Source organism: candidate division TA06 bacterium (assembly GCA_004376575.1).
Lineage (GTDB): Bacteria > Hydrothermota > DG-26 > E44-bin18 > E44-bin18 > E44-bin18.
This window is the reverse complement of record SOJN01000046.1, coordinates 36321-52507: the sequence shown is the minus strand read 5'-3', so window position 1 is coordinate 52507 and position 16187 is coordinate 36321. Positions and strand designations below refer to the sequence as shown.

Annotated in this window: 16 protein-coding genes; 8 read left to right on the top strand and 8 right to left on the bottom strand. The window is 49.2% G+C overall.

Features of this window, described 5'->3' with window-relative positions; translation table 11 throughout:
* Nucleotides 1–164: 164 nt before the first annotated feature.
* From E3J62_03490 to E3J62_03480, 3 genes are all read right to left on the bottom strand, one after another.
* On the bottom strand, nt 165–1322 hold the full coding sequence (locus E3J62_03490) for a DUF711 family protein (GenBank protein TET46677.1): 1158 nt from the start codon (nt 1320–1322) through the stop codon (nt 165–167).
* Nucleotides 1323–1539: 217 nt separating this feature from the next.
* Entirely contained in the window at nt 1540–1944 is a 405-nt protein-coding gene (locus tag E3J62_03485; GenBank protein ID TET46676.1) for a hypothetical protein, read from the bottom strand.
* Nucleotides 1945–3079: 1135 nt separating this feature from the next.
* Nucleotides 3080–4657: an SH3 domain-containing protein gene (locus E3J62_03480; protein ID TET46675.1), complete on the bottom strand. Its 1578-nt coding sequence runs from the start codon at nt 4655–4657 to the stop codon at nt 3080–3082.
* Between the two features lie 575 nt (nt 4658–5232).
* Between E3J62_03480 and E3J62_03475 the strand changes: the two genes are divergently transcribed.
* From E3J62_03475 to E3J62_03465, 3 genes are all read left to right on the top strand, one after another.
* Nucleotides 5233–5508, top strand: coding sequence for a hypothetical protein (locus E3J62_03475; GenBank protein TET46674.1), 276 nt, complete (start codon nt 5233–5235; stop codon nt 5506–5508).
* Nucleotides 5509–5823, top strand: a complete 315-nt coding sequence (locus E3J62_03470) for a M23 family metallopeptidase (protein TET46673.1) — start codon at nt 5509–5511, stop codon at nt 5821–5823.
* 267 nt (nt 5824–6090) lie between these two features.
* A complete protein-coding gene (locus E3J62_03465; GenBank protein TET46672.1) occupies nt 6091–6522 on the top strand; it encodes a hypothetical protein in 432 nt (143 codons plus the stop codon).
* Between the two features lie 47 nt (nt 6523–6569).
* Here E3J62_03465 and E3J62_03460 read toward each other — a convergent pair whose 3' ends face one another.
* From E3J62_03460 to E3J62_03450, 3 genes are read right to left on the bottom strand one after another with little or no spacing between them, the layout of a single operon-like run.
* Nucleotides 6570–6998, bottom strand: coding sequence for a hypothetical protein (locus E3J62_03460; GenBank protein TET46671.1), 429 nt, complete (start codon nt 6996–6998; stop codon nt 6570–6572).
* 45 nt (nt 6999–7043) lie between these two features.
* On the bottom strand, nt 7044–7499 hold the full coding sequence (locus tag E3J62_03455) for a hypothetical protein (protein TET46670.1): 456 nt from the start codon (nt 7497–7499) through the stop codon (nt 7044–7046).
* Between the two features lie 15 nt (nt 7500–7514).
* Nucleotides 7515–7898 (bottom strand): hypothetical protein, encoded by a 384-nt coding sequence (locus tag E3J62_03450; protein ID TET46669.1) that lies wholly within the window; start codon nt 7896–7898, stop codon nt 7515–7517.
* A gap of 253 nt (nt 7899–8151) precedes the next feature.
* Between E3J62_03450 and E3J62_03445 the strand changes: the two genes are divergently transcribed.
* The 3 genes from E3J62_03445 to E3J62_03435 all read left to right on the top strand — a co-directional run bounded on the left by E3J62_03445 (nt 8152) and on the right by E3J62_03435 (nt 11000).
* A complete protein-coding gene (locus tag E3J62_03445; protein ID TET46668.1) occupies nt 8152–8892 on the top strand; it encodes a hypothetical protein in 741 nt (246 codons plus the stop codon).
* 539 nt (nt 8893–9431) lie between these two features.
* The gene (locus tag E3J62_03440) at nt 9432–10091 is read left to right on the top strand and encodes a hypothetical protein (protein ID TET46667.1); all 660 of its coding nucleotides are present in this window, start codon (nt 9432–9434) and stop codon (nt 10089–10091) included.
* 156 nt (nt 10092–10247) lie between these two features.
* The gene (locus E3J62_03435) at nt 10248–11000 is read left to right on the top strand and encodes an HNH endonuclease (protein TET46666.1); all 753 of its coding nucleotides are present in this window, start codon (nt 10248–10250) and stop codon (nt 10998–11000) included.
* Here the strand turns inward: E3J62_03435 and E3J62_03430 are convergent.
* Nucleotides 10935–11837 carry a hypothetical protein gene (locus E3J62_03430; protein TET46665.1) on the bottom strand — a complete coding sequence of 301 codons (903 nt, stop codon included), beginning with the start codon at nt 11835–11837 and terminating at the stop codon, nt 10935–10937. The two genes, E3J62_03435 and E3J62_03430, sit on opposite strands and share 66 nt — an antisense overlap.
* Before the next feature lie 83 nt (nt 11838–11920).
* Nucleotides 11921–12970 (bottom strand): HEAT repeat domain-containing protein, encoded by a 1050-nt coding sequence (locus E3J62_03425; protein TET46664.1) that lies wholly within the window; start codon nt 12968–12970, stop codon nt 11921–11923.
* 796 nt (nt 12971–13766) lie between these two features.
* Between E3J62_03425 and E3J62_03420 the strand changes: the two genes are divergently transcribed.
* Together E3J62_03420 and E3J62_03415 are read left to right on the top strand one after the other, a co-directional pair.
* The gene (locus E3J62_03420) at nt 13767–14489 is read left to right on the top strand and encodes a class I SAM-dependent methyltransferase (protein ID TET46663.1); all 723 of its coding nucleotides are present in this window, start codon (nt 13767–13769) and stop codon (nt 14487–14489) included.
* 1046 nt (nt 14490–15535) lie between these two features.
* Nucleotides 15536–16030, top strand: coding sequence for a DUF4440 domain-containing protein (locus tag E3J62_03415; GenBank protein TET46662.1), 495 nt, complete (start codon nt 15536–15538; stop codon nt 16028–16030).
* Nucleotides 16031–16187 lie beyond the last annotated feature (157 nt).

The window sequence follows — 16187 nt, the reverse complement described above, 5'->3', positions numbered from 1 at the left end:
ACCTACGCCTGAGAGCTCAAGACAGCTGACCAGTTCGCATTTCCAGTTCGTCCTTCGACAACGCTCCCCTCGACGGAGTTTATGCTGAGCAGAGCGAAGTGCTCGCGAGGCCGTGAAACGGCCCCGGCAGACAGGATCTTCGATAGCTTATAGTTTGCAGTTCCTCAAGGTGCAATAGTAGCGCAATCTATAAGAAACGGAATGCCAAACTCGGTCTTCTCCCCAACCCCTTTCCCGGGAGCTGGAAGGAGTCTTGCTGATAGAGGCTTGCCTGTTCTTGAACTCAGAGCAGCAACATCAAAGAGAATCGCCTCGAGTTTTTCGAGTGAAATATCTCCAGGCAGTGGGATAGCATCCAACCCCGCGCCACATACCGCAGATATGGCCAGAAGAAGCGCAAGGCTCATTTTTCCTTCATTCGCCCTTTTAACTAGACCATAGTCCTCCAGGACCGGAAGAAAAATGCCAGAATATCCACACATGTCGATTTCCACTTTGCCCAAAGCATCAACCAGCATGGCCACTATCCTTAGCGTCCCGGAGCACCCGAGCGTTCCTCCTGCAAGCTTCTCCACAGCCAAGCAGATGCTCTCCGTCTCCAGAACTCCGGGGTTCAAAGAAATGTCCGCTCCCGCAAAGTCAATCCTTTCCGATCTGGAAAGCTCTTCACAAGCTGCCCCGACCTTTTCCAACTCAAACTCCATCTCTCCCAGGAGAATAGCAACTGCGGCCTCTGCGTTTGGTGCCTGGTGGGCAACAGCATAGAGGCTGCCCCCAGACTCGAACCCTACCGAAAAATGGGGATGCCCACCGTCGTGGTACCCCGAAGGAAAGAAGGGAACGAAAGGAGGGCAGTTGGCAACAACCCCGAATCTGAAATTTCCAGCCCCACGCTCAGTCCGCTCTGAGATTCGCTTAATCGCCGCCGCAGCCTCTCTGACCGCGTGTGCGACTGGCCCTCTACCGGGCAGAGTCAGAGAAACACAAAGAGAAACGGTTTCTGTCTCAGATATTATCTCAGGTATCAGTTCGTAGACTGATGGCTTCACTCCGGGTCTTATCGTCCCCAGGCTGACGAAGTCGATGCCACAGCTGTCACAGATGGATTGGATGTTGATCACCCACGGAAGCACATCCTCGTAACTCAGATTCAGCCTGGCACCCTCGAAGAAGTTGGTGGCAATCCGCGTCTCCTGCACCTCAAATCCTCGATCCTCCAGGAGCCGCTTTGCCCTTTTGTTGAAACTCGCAATATTCTCCAACTCATCGGGTTTGGCCGGGTATGACAGGTTACTGAACGTCGTTATTGTTCGGATTTTCATGTAAGTGTTCCGGTTAAGAACACAGTCTCCATCTTACAAAATATCAAATCCCAAACTACAAACCTCAAACTTCAAATTGCAGAAGGAAATCTAAAGGCAGCCATGCTGTTGGTCCTTTCCGCCCACGAATTCGCGGCTCCCCTAGAAGGCCCTGACCGCCGAAGCTGGTTGTTGGGATCGTGTGGTGAAGAAGCGCAGTCGGTCCTGACCGCCGGAGCTAGCTGTTGGCGTCGGGTGGTTGAGAAGCGCAGGCGGCTTTGTCGGGATCCGATGCTGGCGATTCAACCTCGACAGGTGGTTCCAGTCTTTCAGGATGTTGGTAGTAGAATGCAATCAGTTTTCCATCCCACTTACCAACTCTGAAGTTACTTGCGAGATGTGAGCCAAGCTCTTCCTGAAGGAGCTTCTTCTGAGGATCGAATTTCCTCAGGATCTCAAACCACTCCGAAATTGGCTTACCACTGCGTTTCTCCAGATCTGCGACGAACCTCAGCTCCTGTTCTCTGGTTACGACCTTGCTCGTTCTTATCCGCCTCTTCCTCTGCTTTGGCCTCTGCTTTTTCTTCTTATCCTTACGTTTTCCTCTGCCTCTGTTCTTGCCCCTATTGCCGTAAGGGACCATGCTCACCCCCGTTTTGTTCCGCTCGTGGTTCTGACCGACCGAAAGCTCATGTTGATGCCAACTCAGTTGGCCCAAATTCCTGGAGAGACTTCTCCTCTCCGGACGGACTACACCATGTCCTCAAGGCTGGTTATGGGCAGGTACTTACATCTCTGATCTCAGGCTTTCTCTGCTTGCCCAGTATTGTACAGAATTAGCGAATCCTGTCAAGTAGGATATTCACCTAAAATCCACCCCATCTCAGCTGGAACCGATATGGGGTCAGACCTCAGATGTCGAAATTGAAGCTCTGACCCCAGGTAGCGAAGCCCCACGCAAAATCCCACGGAGTCATGCAGGCGGAGTGGGAAAGCCCCGAGAGACGTAGTCGGGTCAAGAAGTCAAGCACCGTCCGCAGCTTTAAGGGCGATTCATGTTTTCAAATCCATTTTTCAAAGAATACATCAAAGTAATCGGTGAGTATATGTGAATGCTTATACCAAGCCAAGACATATACTACTTCATTCAAGACGCTAGGGTCTTTTGATTGTCCGAACTCCCCCTCAAGGAAACCGCTTCTTCATGAAGGCCATAGCCTTCCTTTTGTCCCCTAAAGGTCCTTTTTTCTTCATCCCTTCATTCTTCTATGCGCAAATTCTCTTCAGAACTTCAATTGCCTGTGGGGACAGGCAACACTCTGCACTCAACTAGAGGCATCATGGTGAAGGGATTCAAGTTGACAGGCCGGCGCACTATCTGTATCATAATTTCTGACTATGGAGGGCTAGACCTAACCCTCCGGCTCACTATGTTCGTAAACCGAAGGGCAGGCTGGTCGGCAGTGGATTTGAAATCCATTTCAGGGTGTTTGCGTAACTCCAAGGCCGACAAGATAATAGAAAGTCGGCCTTTGGCTTATCGCAGATTTTGACTTCACAGGAGTTCATGCTGATCGGAGCCACCCGGAGCGAAGCATCTCCCTTCGGTATCCCTCAGGGTTAACTCTCTGTAACAGGCTCGCCGCGCTACGTTTGTGACCTTTAACACAGAGTAAACAGGATTTGATTCTGGTTTATCACAGTATTATCATAGGAAGTTCACCGGACAAACTCTTCGTAGGACATCGCTGTTAGCCTTGTCAAGATGTGATGAACCATCATTCTGGTGTAAAGGTGGATCTCTCCACCCACCCAATCCGATCTCCGCTTGCCTGGATCTTCAGCCAGTCTTCTTGGTCGTAACGCTTGGGATCCTCGTAAAGGACAGTCACGCGGTTCCTTTTCGACAGGATGAAGAGATCCTTTGCTTGACGGGCCGGCCTCGATTTCACAGCCACTTGCCCCACTGAAATGATGGCTTCGTATTCCTGAAAGGACAGGATGGTATTCAACCTTTTACGCACTCTCCAATGGTTGCATTCTTGGTAAGCACTGACAACAGCTTCTTTCGAGGTCTGCAGAACATCAAGAAGCCGAGCTCTGGCGCAGAGCAGATTCTTGTGCAGTGTGGGGTGCTCTGTTTCTGAGATTAACTCCTCACAGAAAGCGAGTGCTTGATCGTAGTCATCAAGGTCTTCAGTCAGTGATTCGACTACTAGCTCAAGAACCTCCCGGGAGTAGTCAACGCGCATGTCCTCCTTGTAGCCCGCACCAGTAGCGGTTGGCCACCGGAGCACTGCCTGCATTGCAGTATCCTTCAACCTTTCATACTCTTTCTGTCTTCTATACCCTTTACAGAGTAGGACATGTCCAATCATCTTCACTGTCGGATCCGACGCAAGACCTATCATTTTGTGACCGTGAATAAGGAGCTCGGGGGGGCTTGGTGGCTCCTCACTCAACATGCGAAAGGCATATTCCCCCGCTTCAACATCAGCCTTGCCGTAGTGCTCAAAGCCGTTTGTCGGTTGTCCTGGGAATGCAACCATTATCCGGTAGGCAGTCTGCAGGCCCGAATCGTGGTCTCGCAGATCGTGATCATAGATCCTTATCATCATCAACCCGGCTTTAGCTCTTGCCTCGGTAGGAATGGTGCTGTCCGAAACAATCATCTCGTAGTGTTCAAGAGCTTTCTCGTATTCCCTCATAGACCTGTACATTATCGCCAGGCCCATTGAGGCACCTGTTCTTGCGCTACCCCTAGTCAATATGTAGTTATCGTAGTATCGTATCTCGACTTCAGGCTGATTGTCTAGAAGTTGTCTGAATAGACGCTCCGCAGTCTCATAGTTTTTCTCATGCAGAGACCTCAGGCCGACAAGATATCTCTGGTAGGCAAAATCATCTCGTCGGGAACCTATGTACCAGAGGAGGTGGAAATCAGGACCTTCAAGACCTGTATACACGAACACAGCTTCCCTGCCTTCTGTGCCTGCAATCCAGCCATAGGTGGTGCTATCGGGAAGAAGCACGTGAAACCACGGAGGCGGTTCCCGCCCAGGATAGTCCCTTCTGTTCGACCTCTTGGGCACTTCGGGATCGCCAAGGCTGTAGAAGGGTGTGCCGAACTGGAGCTTCTTAATGACCGCTGAACCACTGTCGGGTTCCGAGCGAAGCAACGCCTTTTCCGCAATGACGATTCCACCGCAGATTATCTGCTCGTCCGGGTCTGCGCTCGCACCGACTGTTGGGGGATTCAGAAGGCCGGAGCACAATAGGAGAAATGCTAAGAACCTTCCAAGTGTGATCATCGTTCTTGTCGAATTTATCATCGCAGAAACTGGTGTGCCAGACATCTGCCTTTCATCAGTAATGCCAGCACAATTCTATCACGAAGTCTAGTCTCCGTAAAGGGGCATCTTGAAGTCGGTGAGGGGCTTGACCTAGAGATGTTCGCTACGTGTGGGGCCTTCGCCTCTCTGGTGCCCATCGCGACCACACCGCGAGTCCTGAGTTATATGGCCCTGTAGCGTGTCTTTGCTTTTCGATTCATTGCATATCTCAGTCTTTGACATGTTTTGATACTCGTTATCAGGGTATTATCACAGATGAATCCGGTACAGATTGAGCACGTCCTGACCGACATAGCCTGCTCAGACGACCCGGGCTCCGGCACCCCCAGCTGCATTGTTTCGTTGACTTATGCCTCACGATGGCACTAACCAAGACATGAAGACGAAGATCGAAAATCGAAAATAGAAAATCAAACCAAAGACCGCAAATCACGAGGTTTGCGATTACAGGCAAATGCGCGTCTACATTCGCATTGACTTCCTTGTGGACGGTGAGATAGAATAATGTCTGGGAAGTGACAACTCTGTCGTCTTTGAGGAAGAAATCTTGGATAGTACCCACCATACCTAAGGTCCGAATGAAAAAGTTCATCTTATTGTGTCTGCTACCATTTGCCTTTTGTGGGTGTGAGAGAGACGCCGAGACCATTTACGATGGCGGGCACAGAGCTTCCACATCCTTTAGGTTTCCACTTCAGGAATACTTTGTGTCTCAGAAATACGTCAAGATAAATATAAGATTCAGCAGAAATTATCATGCTGGTGAGGACGCCAGCGGAAGTCCTGGTACTCCTGTTTATGCAGCAGCCGATGGGCACATCAGTTATTCAGGCCCAGGAGGTGGGTATGGATAGCTGATTACAATTGAACATCCGACTGCGAAGGTATATTCGTTGTATGGTCATTTGAGTACCAGGAGACACAAAATAACGGAAGGAAAAGTCAAAAAGGGTCAGATCATCGGTTATCTAGCTGATAAAGATGAGGACGGAAGCGGAGATGGATATCCTGACTGGGGTTGTCATCTGCATTTTGCTATTCGTAAAGGGAGCAGGTATGATTATCCGGACGACGGTGATGACCGTTGGATGGCTGGCTACACGTCTGTTCATCCTACCGAATTGGGCTGGCTCGACCCAACAGATTTTGTGAAAGAACACTCACAATAGTGTTTTGAATAAGTCAAGCCCGGCATCAGCCTTGACTTCTGGCGGACAACTCTATAGAATCCTGTTTGGGAAGTGACGATTCAGCCGTCTTTGAGGAGACGATGTCGAAAAGTCAAGTACCCTTCCCAATTACTCAAATCTTTTGGGATCTTCGGGAATCTTAAATCATAAATCTTCAATCTTAAATGTAGAGGGGCACCGTCCCTGAAGTCACAAAAAGGTATATAGCAACGGCAAAATACCTTGCAAAAAGGAGGAGTGTTTCAAATGGAAAACGAGAAAAAGCTTCAAATTCTTCAGTTCACCTATGCAGGAGTATTGGCTGATGCGGTACTTCAAATGGGCAGAGAAGGAGTTTTGGAAAAGGTAACGCAGCAGAAGAAAAAAGAGCAGATGCTCACAGGAACAATGAAAGCGGAGCAATTTGGTATTACCCAACCGGAAGAGGTATTTCTAAAGCTTTCCGAAATCTTTAACTGCGCAAGCTGGGAGATAATATCTGAGCAAGAGGGATTTTCTGCAGAGGCAAAAGCCTGCAAACTTTGTGGGTTTGCCAAGAAAATTGGTGCACAGAAGCCATGTAACCTTTATTGTCTTGACCCAATGGAAGGTATGATTAAGGGCCTGAACGATAATCTTAGTTTTGCAGTGCGCGAAACACTGTGGGATGGGCAAAAGTGCAAGGTTGAGGTAAAATGAATCGGCGGATATGGGATCAGTTCTCAGATGTCACCGGTTGCTGCGCTCTACATTATTGTATTCACAGCCAAGACGATCGTGCCGATTGCCATCAATCCCCATAGGGTTAGAAACACACGGATCACTTTCAGGTTTTGTGGCAGTCCAATACGAATACCACGGCGTTGCATTACGAGGCGAACCACAGTCCCGCGCCCCGCGAAGTACAGATATGAGCCGCTGCCAACCAAACCGAAATAGGCCCAAGAAGGATTGTCCAGTATGAGCAGTATGGCTGCAACGGTCAAGGTCCAGAGGCTTACTGCATCCCAAATCGCTTCACCCCGGGCATCTGCGAAAAACGTTGGGTCCACATTAGCCTCAGGCTCGGTTAAACCCATCTTTGCGGCGGTTACCGGCCGAAACACAGTGATGACCTGCCCAATCCAGCCGATCAAAGAAAGAACAAGAAGGATCATTCCCCAGATCAAGTTCATTTTGCGGCTCCCATGTCAGTTGTTTAAATGGAAGAGACCCCGCCATCAGAATGCCACACCCGACAGTCGCACTGCGGAATACGCTATGGTGAGTATACCCCAATACACAAAGAACCCCCAATAGTAGGTGTAGTAGACGAGTGGTCCACATGAGGGATATACGTATTCTTTCTCTGCAATCCACAGGACAATGTTGATGTACAGCGAAATGGTTCCTGCTCCGACCCACAACACATAACCCCATGGCTGTCCCAGCAGCACTCCTATACTGCCGCAGACTAACAGCGGTGCCCAGATCATCCAATCGACCCAGGCGAATGCATAGGAGTAGCGGAAATGGGTCTTGCCCCGCCACTCTTCTCCTTTGCCGATAAGAAGGTTCTTGGCTCTTTCGCCGTGCGGCTGCAGTAACATTAGGAGTTGTGCGTACAGAAGCCCCAGAATCGTAATGGCCCCAAAGATGACGAGTATCCATGTGATAACTGTTGGTTGAAGTGCCATTGTGCCTCCTAGCCTCTAGCTGCTATGCAGATCTCTTCTTACGCAAAAACCCAATACCACCTCGAGTAGACCCAGGCCGAAGAACAAGGGCTGGAGCCAAGAAGATAGTCCAATCCAGTACATCTGCACAGCGATCCACGCCATCATGAACAGACCGAGTGCAGCAGCGGTCTCTCCGGCGAACCGTTTCCCAGCGAAGGACACCATGCTTCCCGCAAGACTACCCAGACCGTTCACGGCGAGCAGCGCGATGCCCGGGATGAGATAGTTCGAGAACGGCGATCCTGCTAGCCACTCAACCCGGAAACCCAGATTAGCGCCCGATGGATTCGAGACAAGACCAATCCCTCCCCCAACCACACCTAAGCCAATAAGAACCTGCAGGATGCCCTGCCCCATTCTCAGGCGCCTTGCACGGCGGTTCGATGTGTTCTTCTCAGCGGCTGGAGTCATCGAACCTATTGTAGCCGTGCACTGGCTGGCAGAGCAAGGCCTTTTCTGCAAACATCCCACTGAGCCCATCTCGGTCCCAAAACGTCAGGGAGTCAGACCTGACATTGTCGCTCAAGTCACAATCTCTCGTTGACTTGGGCCCCACGATGGCATAGAATTCATTCTGGGAAGTGACGATTCCGGCGACTCGGGGGAGACAATGGCAACGAAGAAAGATAGGATCCTATCTAGGGCATTAGACATATTACTGTCGGAGCCCCAAGGTGTCCGTTACTCTCGTCTCGTAAGGAAGATAGATGAAGAGCTCCCTGATGTCGCTTTCAAGACGGTGGAAAGAACGATTTGGGAGCTAGAGGGGTTGTTGCCCGAGCAAGTCTACAAGCCTGCACGAGGGCTCTATAGGCACACCAAGTTCAGGGACGAAGAGCTGGTTGTGCCGGAGCCCATTTCCCCAGAACCCGAAGGGATAGAGGAACAGTGCTTTTATGGGCCTTTCGCGGAATGGTTGAAAAGCGAACTCGAGGAATGTACTAAGGCAATGCCACTGGGAGGGAACAAGTTCAGGGACAAGTGGGGAACGCCAGATGTGATTGGCATACGCGAATCACGTAGGAGCGATATCGTGAAGTTTCCGACAGACATAGTCTCCGCGGAGATAAAGACGAACACAAAAGATCTGATTACAGCCTTCGGCCAGGCGTGTTCATATAAGCTGTTCAGCCATAAATCGTATATAGTTGTTCCAAAGACCTCTGCTCAGGATGACATCGCAAAACTCGATGCGCTGTGTTTGATCTTCGGCGTAGGCCTAATTCTGTTTGATTGCAACAACATCGCCGAACCGCAATTTGACATCAGAGTGCGAGCGTCCAGGCATGAACCAGACATGTTCTATGTCAACAAGTATATGAAGATCATCGAGAAGGAATTGTTCGGCTAGCATCTGCTGTATGAAAAACGGTGGGTACAGTCGTAAACTTGTAGACCTTTGCCCCCGATCTCACTGACCTGAGACCATCCCGGCTCCGGTTGGCTACAGGCACACGAGCGCCGGGCAAAAATCTTTAGCTCTTGCCTGCCCTTGCTCGGATAGCTTCGTCAGACTGCCCCGGTGTGAGCCCGGCCCTTCAATCTTTCCCTTTGCCTTAGTTCGAGCTTGGTTGACCGAAGGGCTGAGGGCAAGCGGGGTTCCCGATCTGGACAGAGGCTGGCCACCCCTCCCTGATGGTCTGCGTTGGTGCCTGGCGCGACGTTATGACATTGTTGTCGAAGGCCTGCTACGTACGCCATCCGCCTGTGCAATGACTCCTTCGTGCCCTGAGTCAGACCATGCTGAATCCAGTCCACCTTATTGTGGAGAAGCAAGAGCGACGGGTCGAGCATTGACACTTGTGTAACTTCTTGATACTCTATAAGTAGGCTGAACAAGAGGGAGCTTCTTGTTTGGCTTGAAGATCGAGTTGTCTTGGAGACATCCCAATGGGAGCTAGAGCTTCTTTTCCGAACTGGATCAAGAACTGGACGCCAGCTCTGGTATTGGTGGTCACGTGTGTGTACGTTGCTCTCACTTTCTACATGTTGCGAGAAATGAAGGAACAGACGACGCTCACGAGAAGCAGCTACCAAGAGACACTCAGGGCTTTTCTTGCCCTCGAATTGAGCCACGGTCAGTTTATTGGTGCTCGGCCAGAAGCGGTAACAGCTGATGTCAAGATGAAGAACAAGCAGAGTACCTTGGCAGAGGTCATCCACCTCGTCTCCGAAGTCTATGAATTCGGCATGGATAGGGTCAGTGTGCGAGACTCACTGCTGGACACATGTGCGACATTCCCAGCATGCCTTGACATCTTGTCTGGACGGTTCTCTAAGTACATCCCTCCTAAGGACTCGTTCTCGTATGCACAGATGTGGAAGCTTGAGGAATCAAGAGTAGGAGCGGACGGCACGTTCTTCCTGCATTTGCTGGTGTTATATAGGGACGTGTTCGGCTCCTACCGTGATACATATTGCACCTTCAAGTTGAACACTAACAGAAACGTACGTTATATTTACCCAGTCTATGACTGTTATGACTACAGCCAGGAAGAGGCCCAGAAGGTCCTGGCAACGATTCAACGTGAAATGGCGAGACAGGAATAGCTCGAACCTCGTGGGGACAGGCATAAACCTCTGGGAAGTGATGATTCCATCGTATTTGGGGAGATAGTGCCAAGAAGTGAAGTGCCGTCCACTGCACATCGAGTATCGTACGGTTCAAGATAATCATTGCTATGAAGACTAAAATAGAAGAACATAATGCCTTTTTCCGAAAAAACAAAAACAGATGTTAGAAAGAAAAGTCACTTTTCTTGCTGTCTGTGCCAAGCACTGGGGATTGAAGTCCACCATATCATTCCAGAGCAAGAAAACGGTACGAACACCTTTGATAATGCAGCTCCCCTTTGCCCGACTTGCCACGAAACCTTTGGTAGTAACCCTAGAAAAAGAAAAATGATACGCGAGGCGAGGGATTCATGGTATGAAATCTGTGAACAACGATACATCTCTGATCAGGAGAGGTTCAAAGCAGACATTGCTGATAAAATTATCAAAAGACTAAAGTCACAAGGGCTTTTGACTCAAGAAAATAATAGGGAAGGATTGCCCTTAAGCCACGTGGTTGAAAAAATATTGTCATTTGAAAAAGAACGAGTAGTCCCAAACAAGGAATCCATAGATGTAACATATATCCTTCTTTATCAAACAAAGGGTGATCCAAAGTCTGCTGACGACAAAGAATATGGAAAACTCCGGGAAGTCTTTCTAAGAAAATTCGGTACAATTGTTGCGAGGAATATTTGCATCTATCTGGTCAATGAGACAGAAATAGACTGGTTTAAGGGAGTAGCGGACTCAACTATATCAGGATTGCTAATCCAGAATCAAATCATTATGGCAGCCATCTATGTGCGGGGACGGTGCTTGGCATTTTGGCATTTTCCCCTATTTCTTGTAGCCTTTTGCCTTCGCCCTTATATACAACTTTCCGAGTGTGGAGTACTTGAGTGACTGAAACGGCGCGTATTCTGCTATTCTTGAGTATGTCAGCCCAGCCTTGTCTTTCAGCATGATCATTAGCTCTTCCCGGAGTCTCCTCCCGACTCTAGTCCCTGGATCTATCTTCTCTATTCCCAGCTGCTTCCTTTTTTCGAAATCCCTTATCAGCTTGTCAACTGCTGGGAAATCGTGCTCTTCCATCCGCATCCGCCTGGACTTCGATTTCCTTTTCCGTCGGTCAAACCTCCTGATAGCAGCTTCGATGAAGCTGTCGTCTCCAAGAGCGTACCCCATCCTCGTCTTCTCTACGGGTAGTTCTTGTTCTGTCCACTCCTTCAGTAGACTCCTCAGAACCTTCTTTTCTCCAAACAGTTCTTCGACGAATCCGCTGTCGATGAACGTAGCCCTCCTGTGAGTGAAATACTCCCTTATGCTTGACCATTTGTATCGCCAGGGACTACTCGCTATTCGCGCGCGCACCGGATTCAGCAAAGTATAGAGGATTGCCATATCCATGTACTTGTCTTCTTGTATGAGTGTTGATTTGAACCTACCCTGAAACACATAGCCGGATCCTCCAGCTCTCCTTCGGTAGTAGGCTCCATATTCCCCATTCAGTTGCTTCATGAATTCGGACAGCTTTCCACTGGAGTTTTGCAGAACGATATGATAGTGATTGTCCATAATGCAGTACGTGAAGATTCTTATCTTCTGGGCCACGGACCTGCGCTCGAGGATCTCGAGAAAACAGGTCTTGGCTACCTCATCCAGGAGTATCTTCTCTCCGCCATGACCCCGATTCATCACGTGGTGGTACGCACCCTTATAGGTTAGTCTTGCTCTGCGCACTGCCCAATGTTAAACTCGTTCTGCCAAAATGTCAAGCACCGTCCCCAAGTCTAAAATGTCAAGCACCGTCCCCAAGTCTCAATCTATAATCTGTGTCGTAGGGGCCTTGAGTCCCTTATATCCTGAGGTTCATCAACCACTATGCCCATCCTCATCAAGGCTTCATACGCACAGTCGGCGACTACCCTGTACGGCTTACCGTCCTTGCCCTCGATGGCAAATTGGTCATTCATGACATCCTTCAAGGCCGAAATGCTCCTCTTGTCCCTTGGCAAAGCTCTGGCAGCGTGGCATCTAGATCCATGGTCATAGTCACTTCCATTCCTCAGGATTTCGATGAGCGGACCAATGCTCCTCTTATCGTGCAACCTGGCTAATGTTAGAGCAACCTTCAGTCTTATCTGTAGATTTGAATGGCCCAGCAGCGGAATCAGCAAATCTGGTTCAAAGGAAAGAAGATATACTTCGTACCACTCAGACAATGTCTCCCACTGGGTTCTGCCGCTGGTGCCGGGTATGATGCTATCCTTGAATGACGGTACAGGATGCTCATAATGGTCGATGAACGACTGCAGAAAAAGTCGTTTCATGCGCTCATCCCTATCCCTGTATTCACCAACCCATTCGACGGACCTAAAGCGCAGCCAATAGTGCGTAGTGTTCATGTTTTGGACGGCTATATTGGCCACTTCATGCAGTTCTTTCTTGGTTGCTGCTTCCTTCGGGAAGTAGTCCATTATTGCGGCTATCAGCACGGGCTGTGAAGAATCGTTGACTTTCGCCGCCTCAATCAAATGTCCTACTACTCTTCTCTGTCCAGACCTGCCGAGAGCAATGGCAGCAGAGACTTGGACAGTGCTGTTGCTGTCTGATTCCAGGATTTCGATAAGACGTGGTAGAGCTTTCCTCGCAGAGACAAATCCCTTGGAGAATGCTACATCAACAAGTGTGGCTGCTTCATTTCTGACCTCTGCATCAGAATGGTACAGTAATTTGATAACCGTATCAACATCAGCTTCTTCAAAAGATGCGTAGCGGTATTTGTACTTCTCTAATACACCATTGGAGCAAAAGGAAGTTGCAGACCACAAAGACAAACTGAAAACAGTAACAAGTGTTATAAGTGTTTTCATTCTATCCCCCTTACTTTCGCTTTTGTCACTCTAGAATGTGGGGTCCGTCTGCTTGCCAGGCTTCGCCCAATCAAGGTTGTCCCAGTCGCCGTGTTCAAAGGTGTGGTGGAGCATCTAGACAACATACTCAAAATCGGTGTCAATATGACCCCCACCGCCACCTAGGCCAATAAGAACCTGCAGGATGCCCAGGCCCATTTTTAGGGGCCTTGCACGGCGGTTCCATGTGTTCTTCTCAACGACTGCAGGCATCGAACCTATTGTAGCCGCGCACTGGATGGCAGAGCAAGTTCTTTTCTACAGGCATCCGATAGGCGTGCCTGGGTTGACTGTTTTGCAACCGGAGTATGTTCTACCACTCGTCAGACAAACTGAAACTGTAAACACTTTGCCAGAACATCAGAAAGGAGTAATGGTCTGGCCGGGTCTTTTCGGCTGAGCCCATCTCGGTCCCAAAAGGTCAGGGAATCAAATCTGGCATTGGCCCTCAAGCCATATTCTTTCGTTGACCCATAAAGTCTGATGGCATAGAATGCCTTTTGAGAGGTGACGATTCTGTCGTCTTCCAGGGCAAAATACCAAGCAGAGATCCTGGGTCTGTGGAAGGACCGAAGATAAGGGCTGTTCCGAGTACCAGGCCCAAGCAGTCACGTGTTTTTCGATCTAAGTTCTGCGATCTACGTTCTGAGTTGTGAAGGGGCACCGTCCCCAAGGAAGTCATGGGCTGTTATGCGGATCGGCATAAACAATGTTATATGTCCAATATCATCAGAATGAGTGATTGAGGCAAAAGTAGATGAGCCTTCGAATAGACGTGACCGACGTTGTAGATGCCACAGGATTAACAGGGACTCGATTGTTTCAACATCAAAGAAGAAAGAACGATCTCATCGAACTAGTTGGTAAGCATCTCCCCTTGGGGAGCCGGCTTCTTGATGTCGGTTGCGCATCGGGTGACATTGCCATTGAACTTGCCATCAGGGGCTATAGGGTTCACGGCATTGACTTTGAGCCTGAAAGACTGAAACAAGCGCAATGGCTGGCCGAAAAATGCGGTCAGGACGTAACTTTCACTCAGTCATCCTTTGATGATTTTGATCAGAGTGAAGCATTCGATGGGATCATACTGGGGGAGGTCTTGGAACACTTCAGTGATCCAGGCGCGATGCTCAGGAAAGCAGAACGGATTCTTGATAAAGATGGCAAGATAATTATTACAACTCCAAATATGCCAAGTTTGAACAGTAGACTCAGGTTCTTACTTCTAGGTAGCTTCCCCGACAACAATCCGGAGCACAAATTCTACTTCGATAACCGCCGTTTTAAGGAAGTCGTTGATGAAACGAATTTCATAATTGAGTTCTTTGAAACACGATACGCAAACTTGCCAACCTCCTCGGTATTTCTGACATCTCTGGAAGATGTGTTCCTCGGCTGGTTTCCAAAACTATTTCGCAAGTCAGGAAATACGATTTTTGCAGTGCTCTCAATGCAAACCCACTCAGCAGGGGACACATAACCAGAGCATTCAACCGACTCCGATATACGCGCTCCGCGCTTTAGATGCTTGGGGACCGTGGCCCTCGACAAGCTCGGCATCTTCGACCCTCCGAATACTCGAAGGATCTTCGACTTGACATTTTGACAGACAGTAGGTCTGTATTACGGTGTCGTGGAAAGAACCAAACTGACCTACAAGGGCGCATCCCGGGAGCAGAGAAACGAGATTGAGAGATGAGCTCTTGGTTTTATTGAAGGAGAGAGCAGGCCTAACGTATTCGGAGATTGTGCGTTACTCGCCGTTTCAGTCACTGAAGCACTACTTGCTGGGTCAGTTGTACAGAAGGGCAAAGGCTCGAATGCGCAAACTGGAATAGAACTGTCATAGTGTCAACCACCGAGGTATGTCCACAAAGCAGTAGTAACAGTGCTTGAGTATCCAAACGACGAGGTTTTCAAGAAATCCTGCAGGAGGGCCATACTCGAGGCCAAGGGAAGGGACATTAGGTTCCCGACGGGTCCCAGGAAGTCGGGAGGTGGTTAGTGAGATGAAACCCGGTGACGATGCCTGAGTGCGCGGGCAAGGCTCTTTGGCTCCTGCGGGTCTGGACAAAGGTTAGCGACCAGTCCTGCACCGAGTTTCACAAGTAGTCTATCGCAGTGACAACGGTATTGTTTCGTTGACTTGCGCCTCACGATGGCATAGAATTCTTTCTGGGAAGTGACGATTCTGTCGTCTTTGAGGAGAGGAATGTCACAAAGTCGAGCACCATCACCAATCTCTCATAACTCTAAAAACGAATTCAGAGGTGTTGTCCAGACACTGCTGAGATTTTGCTCGTGCCGACTCCGGCAAAACAGGAGCGCAGGAGGTTTATGTGGTTAAGAATAGCCATGATTTGATTCTATTAGTACAGATAAACTTATGTTAGGCGGCTCGCAATTTCAATGACTCAATGTTGAAGGAGGTGATGTCCACAGACATTTTATGCAAATTAACTCCCCAATGATACATTTGGGGTTACTCGAAATCTTAACGCTGGTCTAACCAGTAAGGAGGAGAAAATGAAAGAATCAATTCGGTTGATCACAAGAACCACTTGGATTGTCACTCTAATCCTGCTTTTCTTTACTTATGGCTGCCAAAGGGAAAATTCAACGAGCAAAGAAGCCTTAGATCAGGCTAGAAAGGAGGTAGACGCAGCCTGGTTATCCGAAGATGTTGATGTCATAATTGCCAATTCTGCGGATGATATGATTCTCATGCCGCCGAATGTAGAAAGGAAAACCGGAAAGGAAGAAATTCGCAGTTTCCTGCAAGGCTTTTTCGATCACTTCACTATGACAGAGCTTAAGACAGTGGAAAGAGAGGTTATAGTCTCTGGTGACTGGGCATTTGAAAGTAGCTCATACGAATGGGTGATTGTCCCAGAAGGCGGGGGCGAGGGGATTAGCGACCAAGTCAATTTCATTGGCATTTGGCAACGCCAGTCCGACGGGGCGTGGAGAGAAGTACGCGCGATTTGGAATAGCACCAAACCGATTGCCGGCACACAATAGCGTCCCGTTTCTGACGAGCGAGCCTGAGTACCGCGGCCCTGCTGCCTGAGAGTATACTGGGGACGGTGCGTGACCCTCCGAATACTCGAAGGATTTTCAACTTTCTGACATTTCTCTACTGCACGCTGGCAAAGCATGGTGTTGAGTACTAATCATG

Bases quoted from the DNA above. Each gene is read 5' to 3' on its own strand.
- E3J62_03490 (TET46677.1), bottom strand. From the start codon at position 1,322: ATGAAAATCCGAACAATAACGACGTTCAGTAACCTGTCATACCCGGCC.
- E3J62_03485 (TET46676.1), bottom strand. From the start codon at position 1,944: ATGGTCCCTTACGGCAATAGGGGCAAGAACAGAGGCAGAGGAAAACGT.
- E3J62_03480 (TET46675.1), bottom strand. From the start codon at position 4,657: ATGTCTGGCACACCAGTTTCTGCGATGATAAATTCGACAAGAACGATG.
- E3J62_03475 (TET46674.1), top strand. From the start codon at position 5,233: ATGAAAAAGTTCATCTTATTGTGTCTGCTACCATTTGCCTTTTGTGGG.
- E3J62_03465 (TET46672.1), top strand. From the start codon at position 6,091: ATGGAAAACGAGAAAAAGCTTCAAATTCTTCAGTTCACCTATGCAGGA.
- E3J62_03460 (TET46671.1), bottom strand. From the start codon at position 6,998: ATGAACTTGATCTGGGGAATGATCCTTCTTGTTCTTTCTTTGATCGGC.
- E3J62_03455 (TET46670.1), bottom strand. From the start codon at position 7,499: ATGGCACTTCAACCAACAGTTATCACATGGATACTCGTCATCTTTGGG.
- E3J62_03450 (TET46669.1), bottom strand. From the start codon at position 7,898: ATGGGGCAGGGCATCCTGCAGGTTCTTATTGGCTTAGGTGTGGTTGGG.
- E3J62_03445 (TET46668.1), top strand. From the start codon at position 8,152: ATGGCAACGAAGAAAGATAGGATCCTATCTAGGGCATTAGACATATTA.
- E3J62_03440 (TET46667.1), top strand. From the start codon at position 9,432: ATGGGAGCTAGAGCTTCTTTTCCGAACTGGATCAAGAACTGGACGCCA.
- E3J62_03435 (TET46666.1), top strand. From the start codon at position 10,248: ATGCCTTTTTCCGAAAAAACAAAAACAGATGTTAGAAAGAAAAGTCAC.
- E3J62_03425 (TET46664.1), bottom strand. From the start codon at position 12,970: ATGAAAACACTTATAACACTTGTTACTGTTTTCAGTTTGTCTTTGTGG.
- E3J62_03420 (TET46663.1), top strand. From the start codon at position 13,767: ATGAGCCTTCGAATAGACGTGACCGACGTTGTAGATGCCACAGGATTA.
- E3J62_03415 (TET46662.1), top strand. From the start codon at position 15,536: ATGAAAGAATCAATTCGGTTGATCACAAGAACCACTTGGATTGTCACT.